Below are 12,391 nucleotides of genomic sequence, written 5' to 3'. Positions count from 1 at the left end.
CAATCGCTTGCCCGGTTTGGGCGCGCGTTTTAAAATTGAATAAAGAGTATCTTTGATGGGACAGCGCAAGGGTAAAAAATCAGCGAAGGAAAAGGGAGTTCTGTTACGGCGCCATTTGTGTTATCGCCTATGTGAAGGTTGCTTTATTTTGGTGCTGGCTTTTTCGGTTTTTCTTTTTATTGCCCTTCTGAGTTACCATCGATCTGATCCGGGCTGGTCGCACAGTATAGTGGTTAAGCATGTCGCCAACTTGACTGGGGAAGGGGGGGCTTGGCTTTCTGATTTTACTTTATATATGGTGGGTTACCTGGCCTACATTTTTCCTTTGATGGTTGCTTTTGCTGCTTGGGGGTTTTTCCGCAATCTTCATAAAGAACAGGATATTCCGACTAAATGGCCTTTATTAATTTTACGTTCCATTGGGTTTTTGTTAATACTATTCGCTGGTTCTGGATTAGCGGCCATTCATTTAGGTATGCTAGACGCTAATCTTCCGTATAATGGTGGCGGAATAATCGGCGTCGTCATGGCGCAATCATTATTTCCCATTTTTAGTACCGCAGGAACTTCTTTAATTTTAATTGCTTCCCTATTGATAGGAATTACACTATTTACAGGATTATCTTGGTTCCAATTTTTAGAATTGCTTGGAAAAAACGCAATTAAATTTACAAAATTCTGTGCAATTCGATTGGGGGCTATTGCCTGGAAAAATTTATTTCTATCGTTATTACCTTCTCAAGATAAGCGAGAAGCTGTCGCCGTTCCAAAAGTCAAACGCGTCGAACCGGATTTGGTTCCCAATGCACTGCACATGATTTCTACACCTAAAATTGCCGAACGGCCGAAATTAGAAATTATCGATCATGAATTTAAAATGCCACGTTTTAAAGGCTCAGCCATATTACCTGAACTTTCTTTACTTGATAAATCTTCTCAAGACAATACCTTGTCCTATTCGAAAGAAGAGTTGCAGCAAAAATCGTGTGAAGTCGAACTTCGTTTGGCGGATTTTGGTATTCAGGCGAAAGTAGTCGCGGTACATCCCGGGCCTGTGGTAACACGTTTTGAGTTACAACTGGCGGCAGGAACGAAAGCCAGCCGCGTCACAAATTTGGCAAAAGATTTGGCCCGCTCATTATCGGTCATTAGCGTTCGAATTGTCGAAGTAATTCCGGGGAAGTCGGTCATTGGTTTGGAACTCCCCAATAAACACCGAGAAGTGGTCACGATTTACGAAGTGTTGGCGACTAAGCAATACCAAAATGCACGCTCGAGTTTAACGCTTGCATTAGGGAAAGACATCGGAGGGCACCCGGTTATCGTGGATTTGGCAAAAATGCCTCATCTACTAGTGGCGGGAACTACCGGCTCAGGTAAATCAGTCAGTTTAAACGCTATGTTATTGAGTCTTCTTTATAAATCCACTCCACAACAATTGCGCCTTATTCTAATCGACCCCAAGATGCTGGAGCTTTCAGTTTATGAAGGTATTCCCCATTTGCTTACCCCGGTCGTCACCGATATGAAAGACGCGGCAACGGCTCTTCGATGGTGTGTCGTTGAAATGGAACGGCGTTATCGGTTGATGGCTTCGCTTGGCGTGCGTAATATTCTGGGTTACAACGCCAAAGTCAAAGAAGCCATTGAAGCCGGAACTCCATTATTAGATCCCTTGCAAGCCAATCCAGAAGGAAAGCCGCCTGAACTTCAAGAATTGCCGCAGTTGGTAGTTATTGCCGATGAATTTGCGGATATGATGGTGGTTGTTGGGAAAAAAGTAGAAACGCTTATCGTTCGTTTGGCGCAGAAAGCGCGGGCGGCTGGCATTCATCTTATTTTTGCAACGCAGCGGCCTTCTGTAGATGTTATTACGGGATTAATTAAAGCTAATATCCCCACTCGGGTGGCTTTCCAAGTCTCTTCAAAAATTGACTCGCGGACTATCTTAGATCAACAAGGAGCTGAGCAACTATTAGGGCATGGTGATTTACTGTATTTGGCTCCCGGTAGTGGCGTGCCTGTCCGAGTTCATGGCCCTTATGTTAAAGACGAAGAAGTGCACCGGGTAGCGGAGTATTTGCGTGAAAGTGGCGAGCCGAACTATGTCGAAGGAATACTGGATGAAATAGGCGCACAAGATTTAAGTGGTTTTGTGGCAACCGCTTTAGGTGGGAGAGCTGAAGAAGGGGGAGAGAGTGATCCGCTTTATGATGAAGCTGTAGAAGCTGTCATCCGCTCACGCCGTGTGTCGGTCTCCAGTATTCAACGCCGCTTTAAGATCGGGTATAATAGAGCCGCACGTATCGTTGAAGCGATGGAAGCCGCCGGTGTTGTCAGCCCAATGGAAAATAATGGCGTTCGAGAAGTACTAACGCCCTCAAAAGAATAATATAAAAAACAATGAGCACCATAAAAATATTAATCGGTTTATTGGGAATTTTCTTATTTTCCCTGTCTAGGATTGTGAGTGCTCAATCCGATGCCACAGCCCAGTTAAGCCAACTGCTTTCAAATTTTTTGACTTATCAGGCAAAATTTAATCAAATTACTTTTGATAACCAAGATCAAGTGATCCAACAAAGCCATGGGCGAGTCATGATTATGCGCCCGGGGTGCTTTCGCTGGGAAACCGATTCACCGACTAAACAAATTATAATCACAAATGGAAAAACGTTGTGGGTGTATGATGTAGATTTGTCCCAAGCCACACAGCAGCCGCTAGCGAAAGAAACGAATATTAATCCTGCTGCGTTATTATCGGGGTCGGTGAAAGATCTAAAACAAAAATTCACCATTACGGTTAGCTCAACTCCCGATACTGCCACTTTTCAATTGGTTCCCCACTTAGGGAAAAGCCTTAATTTTAATTGGATTCGTTTAAAATTTTTAAAAAAGCAACTTACTGAAATGACCGTGTTAAATAATTTGGATGAAAGAGGTATTTTCCAATTCAGTCAAATTAAAGTAAACGCTCCATTGTCGAGTACGCTTTTTGCATTTAAGCCTTCGCGTGGCATTGATGTTCTCAAACAATGATTTTATTCCGCTCGTTACCCGCATGAGTCCGGGCTGTTTGGAGGAGTTTGTGGGCCAGTCGCATTTATTGGGAAAGGATAAACCCCTTTTTCGTGCCAAAAAAAGGTAAATTGCATTCGATGATTTTATGGGGCCCCCAGGGTCGGGGAAAACGACTCTCGCTGAGATTATGGCGCAAAAAGCAGGAGCATGTGTTGAATCTATTTCCGCCGTCCTCGCTGGGGCAAAAGATATCCTGGATGTGGTCGAGCGGGCTGAACGCCATAAAGGACAGGCAACGATTCTATTTGTTGACGAGATGCATTGCTTTAATAAATCTCAACAAGGTTTTTTACCCCGCGTTGAGAAAGGCACGATCATATTAATTAGTGCCACTACGGAAAATCCTTCCTTTCAATTAAATAACGTATTTCTTTCTCGAACTCGAGTTTATATCTTAAAACAATTGACCGAAGCTGATTTATTATCTATTTTAGAGAATGCGCTTGCCAATGAAGAGCGAGGTTTAGGAAAAAAGCTTTAGAAATACTGGGAACGCTACGTCGTCGAATTCTCCAGTTTCCTGATAGGGATGCGCGGCAATGCTTGAAGCTTCTGGAAATCATTGCTGATTTTGCGTTGGAAGAAAATGGCCGTTTTATGGTCGATGATTGGCTCATTGATAAAGTTTTAACGGCAGGGTACGTCGTTTTGATAAACGCGGAGAAGCTTTTTACGATCAAATATCCGCATTGTATAAATCGGTTTGTGCTTCTGATCCCGATTCTTCGCTGTATTGGTTTTCCCGTCTTTGTAGATGGTGGTGCGATCCTTTTTACGTCGTCGGGCGGGGTAGTGTGCATGGCGAGCGAAGATATTGGAAATGCTGATTCTCGTGCGCTCCAGTTAGCTTTTGATGCTTGGGAGACTTTTGAGCGATTGGGAACGCCGGAAGGAGAACTCGCCATCGCGCAAGCGGTTGTTTACTGTGCCTGCGCTGCGAAAAGTAACGCGGTGTATAAAGCTTTTAACGTAGTCAGCCACGAAGTGAAAAGTACAGGCAGTCTGGAAGTACCCCTTTATCTACCCAATGCACCCACTCGATTAATGAAATTGCTCGACTATGGAAAAGATTATCGTTATGCCTATGATGAGCCAGACGGCTTTGCAGCCGGTGTGGATTATTTGCCCGAACCCTTAATGGGCGACGGTATTATTTCCTTGTTAGTAGAGGATTAGAAATAAAAATTAAAGGAAAGCTTGAATATTATAGAAAGCTTAACGAACAACACAAAACGACTGAGGATAGTAAAAACTAACCTTTTCACGTTATCTCGTAGGATAGGCCGCGGGCTAACAGGGTTGAATTCAGCCTAGAAGGAAAAAAAGAAGCAATGTTAGACCCCAAATTATTGCGACAAAATTTAGAGCATGTTGTAGAAAAATTACGCCGCCGCGGTTTTGAAATGGATAGAGATACTTTCCTTCAATTGGAAAGCAAACGCAAAGAGGCTCAATTAGCAATCCAATCTTTCCAAATTAAACGTAACCGATTATCAAAAACCATTGGAATGGTGAAATTAAAGGGGGAAAACCCAGAATCCTTAATGGCTGAAGTATCACAGTTAAACGATGAATTAAAGCGGGAAGAAGCTAATTTTGAAACCATTCAGAACGTTTTCTCTGATTTTCAATTAGCTATCCCTAATTTACCTCATGATTCAGTGCCCGATGGAAAAAGTGAAAATGATAATCGTGCAATACGACAGTGGGGCGCGCCACCCGGATTCGATTTTACGCCAAAAGACCACACAATTCTTGGCAAACGGGATAACCAATTGGATTTTGATGCGGCAGCCAAATTGTCAGGTGCGCGTTTTGTAGTTTTGCGGGGATCGTTAGCGCGTGCCCATCGTGCTTTGGCGCAATTTATGTTGGATTTACACACCGACCAACATGGGTATGAAGAAGTTTATGTGCCTTATTTGGTGCATGAAGAATGCTTATATGGAACAGGACAATTGCCGAAATTTCGAGAAGAGCAATTTCAAGTTGCCGGCGATCGGAATTTTTTTTTGGTTCCCACGGGCGAAGTGCCCCTGGTTAATTTAGCGCGAGACGAGATTATTGAAGCGCCAGCGCTTCCTGGGAAATGGGTGGCCCAAACTCCTTGTTTTCGCAGCGAGGCGGGTTCTTATGGCAAAGATGTGCGAGGGATCATTCGCCAGCATCAATTTCAGAAAGTGGAACTTGTTCAACTGGTTCAGCCTGAACATTCTTACCAAGCTTTAGAAGAAATAACTCATCAGGCTGAAAAAGTATTGCAATTATTGGCGCTTCCCTACCGGGTTGTGGAATTATGCGCGGGCGATTTAGGGTTTTCGGCCGCAAAGACTTATGATTTAGAAGTTTGGCTGCCAAGTCAAAATAAATACCGCGAAATTTCTTCTTGCAGCAATTGTGAAGCTTTTCAAGCCCGACGTATTCAAGCGCGTTGGCGTAATCCCAAAACAGGAAAGCCTGAACTACTTCATACTTTAAATGGTTCTGGGCTTGCGGTAGGCCGTACATTGGTCGCTATTATGGAAAACTATCAACAAGCTGACGGACACATTCGTGTGCCCGACGTTTTGAAGTCCTACATGGGTGGAGTGGATTATTTTTAGCTAAAGTTCGGGTCGTTCTTTTCCTGTGGCGCGTAAGCGAACACAAAACTGCCACCTTTGATTTTGCTGAAGACGTATTTGGAACATTTAGGGTCAATTGCAAAACAGCCCCAGCTACGGCCTAATCGGCTTACTTTTTCTGCGAAAGACTTGGTCGCGTACCAAGCTAAGTGGAAAACCACCACTCGCTTGAAGACGTTATTGGTTAACGCCTTTTTCAAGGCCGTGAATTCGGATAAATAAACCGTGGTGCCCGTAAACTTTCACCTGTCACCATCGCTCCTATCGAAGAGAGGTCTGATCCGTCTTTATTAGAGAAACGAGTCGCGTAAGAGGTTCCCACTGCCTTTACCTTGGGCGACGTAACCGTTGAATAGCAGTTTACCATTAGATATTGTCAATAACCCACAGTGGCTTTTTATTGGAAGGCTGTTTGAAGTCGATCAAAATCATGATCGGCTTTTTAACTGCACCATGTGCTCGCGTCCATCGATAGGCTTTAAGGCCAACCTGCAAATCTTGGGGAGACAAACCTTTATTAATTAAGGGTTGGAAATCAGAATAATCAAACGCCTTCGCTGAAAGGGAGGCCAACGAAGTAGCTAAGAAGATACTTGTTATTAAAGCTATTAAACTACCGCTCATCTTTTTACCTTTAGTTAGTTTTACCTCTATATTATTTCTCTTTAACAAATACTATGTTTTTTCTTCCGAAGAAAACAAATTCACATGATACCGAATTGTTCATAATTTTTCTAGGAAGATCTAATTTTTCATAATTTCTTAAGAACATATTGTAATTATTTGAAATATAAATATTCTTAACTCTTCAGCTAGCTCTAAAAACGCTCATTTCCCGTTTTTGGGAATGACGATTAAAAACACTTAATTTCTAAAAATCATTTCCTTGACAATGACCTTCCGTCCGCAGTTTTAAATCGTTTTAGGAAAAGTTTAAATTTGTAGGCATAGCTGTAACCCATGGGTACGACCACCAGCGAGAAAAAGGTACCAAATATAATAAATCCCCCGATAATAACAATGCCGATTTGATGGCGGCTTTGTGGCTGCCACCGCTTAAAAACAAGAGTGGAAGTGCGCCGAATACCATCGCGGCTGTGGTCATTAAAATTGGACGCGGTCGAATAGACGCCGCCTTCAACAAAGCTTCACATATGGTGAGGCCTTTTTTTGCAGTCGATTAGCGAATCGCGTGATTAAAAACAGTGTTTTGAAACCAAACCGATAAGCGTCATAAGGCTGATGTCAGTGTAAATATTCAAGGTACCGCCAATTAATTTTAAATAGGCCATCGCGCCCACAATACTTAAAGGGACGGTTAACAAAATAATGAAAGGATCAATAAAGCTTTCAAATTGATCGGCTAACACTAAATAAAGACCATTGCGAGTAAGAAAATAAGCTACATGCTGTTGTTCGAGGTTAATAAATCGTGCGCTTGGCCAGTGAATGCTTATTTTACGTTTGCTGGCAATAGTTAAGGTAATTCAGTTTGTAAATAATTTACCACGGTTCCTAAATTATAACCAGGGGCCAGTTGGGCAGACATTTGTGCCGCGCGCAAGCGATTATAGTGAGGCAATACCACTTGCGAAAGAATAGGTTTAATTGAAATTAAATTGCTAAGAGGGATTAATTTATTTGTTTGTTATTGACATAAAGTTTGTTGATGCTTGCTAAGCTGTGCAAATCGTTTTTCTGCGCTTGGAGATAAACGTTATAAGTTTTGCCGTTGGCGTCGAATGTGGAAATTCTACTCCCGCCATACAATGCCGCCATCGTATTATCGATGTCTTTAATGTTTACTTGCAATTGACCGTCATATTATATTGTTGACTATCAAACCACATGTTGCTTTGAATCACACGAAGCCCAGGGTAATTTCCTAATTGATTTATTAGTTTTTGAGAAACAGCGTAAAGGTCCGAATACGTATCTCTCATGATATAAAATTCGAGCTGGTGCTGCATTGAGCCGCCGAAAGAAGGCGCAAAAGCAGCGGCATTTAATCCGATAATTTGCTTTATTTTTTAATTGACTACATTCGCAACTTGTGAAGCGCTTTGCTTTCGATCTTTAAACGGTTTAAGCATGGCAAAACGGAGTTAAACACTTTAGCGTTGGTATCCGCGACGGTAATCACTGAAGCAGCGGCGGGCGCTTGTTTAAAATAATGGCTACTTGTTCTAATCCTCGATTGATTGTATTAATGCTGGAACCACTGGACGTAGAAACAGCAGCGATCACAAAACCCATATCTTCTTGAGGGACGAACGCCATCGGAATATTTTTAGCAAGGAAAAAGTCGCCGACAGCGATCAGTATCACAACAAAGACGACAAGAATTCGTTTATTTAAAATGACAGCTAATATTTTTTGATAAGCTCGCGCCATCCCTTCATAGATAGTTTCGATTATGCGGTTATAACCTTTAGGCTCGCCGCCAGCTTTTAAAAAACAGGAACACATCATTGGAGATAAAGTTAATGCAACGAACCCGGAAATTAACACCGTACCCGCGAGTGTAAATGCAAAGTAACGAAAAATATTAGCCGCTTGATTTTGTATTAAACCGATCGGCGCGTACACCGCAGCCGAGGGTAATCGTCATCGCAATCACAGGGAAGGTGATTTCTTTCCTTCCTTTAAAGCTGCTATTAAAGGCTTTTCGCCGTTTTCAATATGTCGATAAATATTTTCGAGCATCACAACGCATCGTCGACAACCAAGCCGATCGAAAGAACTAAAGCGAGTAAGGTAATGACATTAATGCTAAAGCCCAATAAATACATGACACCAAAAGAAGTGATCAAACAGACGGGAATAGTCGCAATGGGAATAGCAACCGTGCGCAACCGGCCTAAAAATAAAAAATGATAAAAATAACGCATAAAATTGCAATGCCAATAGTAGAGGTATACTTTATGAATTGATCCATGCATATAAGCGGAAATATTAAAAGAAGGAACGATTTTTATCCCATTGGGCAAATGCGGTCGGATTTGATTTAAAAAGTGATTGATGTTTTTTCTGCATCATCCAATGGGTTAGCATCGGTAGCGTTATTGATGCTCAGTAATGCCCCTGGCTGGCCGTCCAAGGTCACTATGCTTTGATCGGCGCCATCATCACCGAGTTGTGCTTGGCCGATGTCTTTAATACGAATTACTTGACTATTATCATTTTTTATAATAAAATAATATTATTAAACTGATCGGTGGCGTTAAGTTCGGTTTCCGCTGTAGTTAGGATAATTAATTGAGGAGCCTTTAATTTCACCGGCAGGCAGTTCGACGTTACTGTTTTGGATGGCCGTTTGAACGTTGTTAATGCTTAGACCGCGAGCCACCATTTTTTGTGGATCTAGCCAAATTCGCATGGCGTATTGATTGGCGCCCGCTACTTCAACATCAGCAATTCCGGGAATTTCTTCAATTTGGTCGATAACATTTCGTTCTAAATAATCCTGAATGGCTTTGGGGTTTTTATTGGGTGTGCCGTAAAACCAACATCCATTAATTCCATATCACCCCAACCGACTTGTACCACAGATGCATTAATATTAGTGGGCAGTTGAACGCGGACTCATTCGACTTTATCGCGTATTTGATTCGCGACTTCGTAAACGTTTACTCCGTAATCTAAAGTCAATTTAATGGCGCTTTCTCCCTCGAAACTTTGAGAGATGATAGCATCAATCCCTTGCACTCCGCTGATCCCTTCTTCCAACGGCGTTGTAATGCTAGATTCCACTAATTTTGCGCTAACGCCAGGATAGATAGGCCGTCGAAATATTTATAACGTTTTTCTCAAACTTGGGGAGAAAAACGCGTGTTTAAGTCATTAAACCCCATGATGCCAACGATGACAAGAACCAGGTTTAAGACGAGCGCCAAAACAGGACGTTTGATAGAGATTTTAGAAATATTTATGTGTTTTATTTGATATAAATATTAAGCAGCAGCGTGTGTGAGTAGACTTAATGAACCACTTTTACATTTGCTCCACTTTTATAAATTTTATCTTCTCCAGTCGTAATAATTTGATCACCTGGTTTCAAACCATTGGTAATTTCTACTTTTCCATAAAGGCGTTCTCCGACTTTAACCGGTATTGAAATGGCTTTTCCGTTTTTAACTTTAAACACGTAATGACTATTCATGTTTGCAAATAAACTATTTTCAGACATCAAAATAGTTTTTTTAAGGTTTCTAACGTTTGAGAAACGGTGACAAACTGGCCGGGTTTTAATGCACCATTTTTATTATTTAATAGAGCGTGTATTTCAATGGCTTGCGAATCAGAATAATTTACATAAGGTGCGCAATATAATTAACTTTACCGTTGAAGCGTTGACCCGGCAGAAAATCAGCAGTGACAGTAACCGGCTGGCCTATTTGTAATTATTTATTGTGGCGCGAAATGGTTCGGTAAATCGTAAATTACTTTTAATTTTAGTTGATTCACGAGGATCACCAGTTTTTGTCCCGGCGTGACATAATCGCTAAGGCTGAATTGCTTGGCGCCGAGATAGCCGCTGAAAGGCGCTCTCAATGTCATGTCCTGTAACGCCGTTTGATCCGTTTGAGTAAGGGCCTTGTCCTTGTCTTTATCGAGACTGACTTTATCGCTATGCATGGTCATTTGTAAAATTAAGTCCCTTTTTAAAGCTAAAGCGTCCCGTTTGTATTGTAATTCACTTAATTCGACATCGGCTTTCGCGGCCGCTAAGTCATTTTTTGTTTCTGATCGTCAAGTTGAATAAGCATCGTCAAGTTGAATAAGCAGCGAGCCAGCCGTCACAAAATCTCCAGGTGAAAAGGCTATTTTTGTTACATAGCCCGCTATTTTGTGGCTGATATTTGTTTGGTTTTAGCGACTAGCATCCCTATTGTCGTAGCGATAATGGGTAAATCCGCTACCTCAACAGGACTTTCTTTTACTAACAGGGGAGGCGTGTTGGGGTTACCGGTACTTTTTATGTGAAAAAATAAGGCCAGCCGCAATAAAGCAGCCTACCAGCCATAAAGTGATAATAATTTTTGTATGTTTTTTCATTATTGTGATTGTTGGATAACTAAAAATAATTGTTCCGGTCCACGCGCTACTTTCAGTAACAACTCCTTTGGCTTACCTTCAGCAATTTTCATTAGTTGATCGACCGTAGGTGTTAATTGGCCATTAGCACTGATAATAATATCGCCGGGCTCTAGTCCGCCGAGCGCGCCATTGCTGCTATCGTCCACGCCGGTAACTAACACGCCCTGCAAGATAGTACCATCGGGCTCCAGATCGTTGAATTTCTGCATGCGCATGCCGCCGAGAAAAGGCAGTTCGCGTTGCAATAACACTTTTTTAGGATCGGCTACTTCCGTTTTTATAGATAGAACCTTATGGTTGCGCAATATGGTTAATTGAATCTTAGTTCCTGGACGCGCCAGTCCGAGCATGTTGTGTAGTTGCGCTGAACTATGAATCCGAATAGCATTGACAGATTTAATAATATCCTGAACCTCAATCCCGGCTTTAGCCGCCGGACTTTCAGCAACCACTTTAGTTACTAGCGCTCCTTTGTTATGTTTTAAATTTAGGGCATTCGCTAATTCCGGGGTAATATTTTGAGCCGTTACGCCGAGCATGCCGCGTTCGACTTTTCCATATTTAATTAATTGTTCGGTTACTCTTTTGACCATATCGCTGGGAATGGCAAAGCCGATGCCGATATTTCCCGTAGACGGAGTGACAATCGCTGTATTAATACCAATTAATTTACCCTCTAAATCGATTAAAGCCCCGCCGGAATTACCGGGATTAATTGGCGCGTCGGTTTGAATAAAGCTTTGAAAATTATCGATACGCGGTTCCTGGCGATTCAAGGCACTAATGACGCCGGAAGTGACTGTTTGAGTTAAACCAAAGGGACTTCCCACAGCGACGACGAAATCACCCACTTTTAATTGATCTGAATTTCCGATGAGAAGTGCGGTCAGATGGTTAGCGTGAATTTGAATCACAGCCAGATCAAACCCTGCATCTTTCCCGATAACTTTCGCTCGATAATGGTTCCCATCTTTAAGGGTGACCACCATGATTTTTTGGTCTTTGACGACGTGAGCATTTGTTACAATATAGCCTTTTTTGGCGTTGATAATTACACCTGAGCCTACAGCGAGAACTTTTGTTGGTATTGAATTTTGATCCGTTTCAGGTTGTAGAGGGTTTGGTGTTTGAGGGATTAGCTTTTCCACGGAAATGTTGACGACGCTCGGCGTAGTCTTATTTAAGATCGGCGCAAGGCTGGGCATAGCTTTTCCTTTGACAGCAGGGGGCAAGTGAGCATAACTACTTACAGGCAAGAGTAATGGAAGTCCTGCAAAAATACTGCTAAAAATAATTTTGTATAATTTTTTCATTTTTTACTCGATCATTATAATTAACCGACTTGAACTACCAGCTCTACAAAATGATCTGGTTAAATTTCATGCTTTTAAATTTGGAGAAGTAGCTTACCATTCTATCAAGCGCTAAACCATCTTTCCTCAAAAATTTAGCCTCCCCTTCCGCTTTTTTAAGTAGAAAAAGATCGATCATTAGCTTCTGTTGATCAAGAGGGAAATGGCCAACTGGTGAGTGCTCAAAGTAACGAGCATCCATTTTAAATTATTTTTGTTTTTGAACGATTGTTC

General features: G+C 41.9%; 12 protein-coding genes and 3 pseudogenes. 4 read left to right on the top strand and 11 right to left on the bottom strand.

What is annotated here, in order from left to right:
* Positions 1 to 55 precede the first annotated feature (55 nt).
* The 4 genes and pseudogenes from FIV31_RS00680 to serS all read left to right on the top strand — a co-directional run bounded on the left by FIV31_RS00680 (position 56) and on the right by serS (position 5,684).
* Positions 56 to 2,392: a DNA translocase FtsK gene (locus tag FIV31_RS00680; protein ID WP_280123465.1), complete on the top strand. Its 2,337-nt coding sequence runs from the start codon at positions 56 to 58 to the stop codon at positions 2,390 to 2,392.
* Between the two features lie 11 nt (positions 2,393 to 2,403).
* A complete protein-coding gene (gene lolA, locus FIV31_RS00675) occupies positions 2,404 to 3,039 on the top strand; it encodes an outer membrane lipoprotein periplasmic chaperone LolA (RefSeq protein ID WP_280123464.1) in 636 nt (211 codons plus the stop codon).
* A pseudogene (locus FIV31_RS00670) lies at positions 3,023 to 4,337 on the top strand (replication-associated recombination protein A). Before lolA ends, FIV31_RS00670 begins: the two are co-directional and overlap by 17 nt.
* A 75-nt stretch (positions 4,338 to 4,412) precedes the next feature.
* On the top strand, positions 4,413 to 5,684 hold the full coding sequence (gene serS / locus FIV31_RS00665; protein ID WP_280123463.1) for a serine--tRNA ligase: 1,272 nt from the start codon (positions 4,413 to 4,415) through the stop codon (positions 5,682 to 5,684).
* Here serS and FIV31_RS00660 read toward each other — a convergent pair.
* The 11 genes and pseudogenes from FIV31_RS00660 to FIV31_RS00610 form a co-directional block, all read right to left on the bottom strand.
* Positions 5,681 to 6,329 (bottom strand): annotated as a pseudogene (locus tag FIV31_RS00660) (murein L,D-transpeptidase catalytic domain family protein). The gene serS and the pseudogene FIV31_RS00660 overlap by 4 nt on opposite strands.
* Before the next feature lie 298 nt (positions 6,330 to 6,627).
* On the bottom strand, positions 6,628 to 6,846 hold the full coding sequence (locus FIV31_RS00655; protein WP_280123462.1) for a hypothetical protein: 219 nt from the start codon (positions 6,844 to 6,846) through the stop codon (positions 6,628 to 6,630).
* Positions 6,847 to 6,901: 55 nt separating this feature from the next.
* The gene (locus tag FIV31_RS00650; protein ID WP_280123461.1) at positions 6,902 to 7,075 is read right to left on the bottom strand and encodes an efflux RND transporter permease subunit; all 174 of its coding nucleotides are present in this window, start codon (positions 7,073 to 7,075) and stop codon (positions 6,902 to 6,904) included.
* Positions 7,076 to 7,337: 262 nt separating this feature from the next.
* Positions 7,338 to 7,517 carry an efflux RND transporter permease subunit gene (locus tag FIV31_RS00645; RefSeq protein ID WP_280123460.1) on the bottom strand — a complete coding sequence of 60 codons (180 nt, stop codon included), beginning with the start codon at positions 7,515 to 7,517 and terminating at the stop codon, positions 7,338 to 7,340.
* A gap of 327 nt (positions 7,518 to 7,844) precedes the next feature.
* A complete protein-coding gene (locus FIV31_RS00640) occupies positions 7,845 to 8,294 on the bottom strand; it encodes an efflux RND transporter permease subunit (protein ID WP_280123459.1) in 450 nt (149 codons plus the stop codon).
* A gap of 116 nt (positions 8,295 to 8,410) precedes the next feature.
* Entirely contained in the window at positions 8,411 to 8,728 is a 318-nt protein-coding gene (locus FIV31_RS00635) for an efflux RND transporter permease subunit (protein ID WP_280123480.1), read from the bottom strand.
* A gap of 200 nt (positions 8,729 to 8,928) precedes the next feature.
* Positions 8,929 to 9,132, bottom strand: coding sequence for an efflux RND transporter permease subunit (locus FIV31_RS00630; protein WP_280123479.1), 204 nt, complete (start codon positions 9,130 to 9,132; stop codon positions 8,929 to 8,931).
* A gap of 158 nt (positions 9,133 to 9,290) precedes the next feature.
* Positions 9,291 to 9,458, bottom strand: coding sequence for an efflux RND transporter permease subunit (locus tag FIV31_RS00625; RefSeq protein WP_280123458.1), 168 nt, complete (start codon positions 9,456 to 9,458; stop codon positions 9,291 to 9,293).
* Positions 9,459 to 9,684: 226 nt separating this feature from the next.
* Positions 9,685 to 10,763: pseudogene (locus FIV31_RS00620) on the bottom strand (efflux RND transporter periplasmic adaptor subunit).
* A complete protein-coding gene (locus FIV31_RS00615; protein WP_280123457.1) occupies positions 10,763 to 12,118 on the bottom strand; it encodes a Do family serine endopeptidase in 1,356 nt (451 codons plus the stop codon). The pseudogene FIV31_RS00620 and the gene FIV31_RS00615 overlap by 1 nt, the downstream one beginning before the upstream one ends.
* A 43-nt stretch (positions 12,119 to 12,161) precedes the next feature.
* Entirely contained in the window at positions 12,162 to 12,359 is a 198-nt protein-coding gene (locus tag FIV31_RS00610; protein WP_280123456.1) for a hypothetical protein, read from the bottom strand.
* Between the last annotated feature and the right edge of the window lie 32 nt (positions 12,360 to 12,391).

The organism is Coxiella endosymbiont of Ornithodoros amblus, assembly GCF_019425495.1.
Lineage (GTDB): Bacteria > Pseudomonadota > Gammaproteobacteria > Coxiellales > Coxiellaceae > Coxiella.
Note: the sequence above shows the minus strand (reverse complement) of the source record. Positions and strands in the feature narration are given on the sequence as shown.

What these genes read in the sequence shown, in the direction of transcription:
- FIV31_RS00610 (WP_280123456.1), bottom strand. Translation starts at nt 12,359, where the DNA reads ATGGATGCTCGTTACTTTGAGCACTCACCAGTTGGCCATTTCCCTCTT.
- lolA (WP_280123464.1), top strand. Translation starts at nt 2,404, where the DNA reads ATGAGCACCATAAAAATATTAATCGGTTTATTGGGAATTTTCTTATTT.
- serS (WP_280123463.1), top strand. Translation starts at nt 4,413, where the DNA reads ATGTTAGACCCCAAATTATTGCGACAAAATTTAGAGCATGTTGTAGAA.
- FIV31_RS00615 (WP_280123457.1), bottom strand. Translation starts at nt 12,118, where the DNA reads ATGAAAAAATTATACAAAATTATTTTTAGCAGTATTTTTGCAGGACTT.
- FIV31_RS00680 (WP_280123465.1), top strand. Translation starts at nt 56, where the DNA reads ATGGGACAGCGCAAGGGTAAAAAATCAGCGAAGGAAAAGGGAGTTCTG.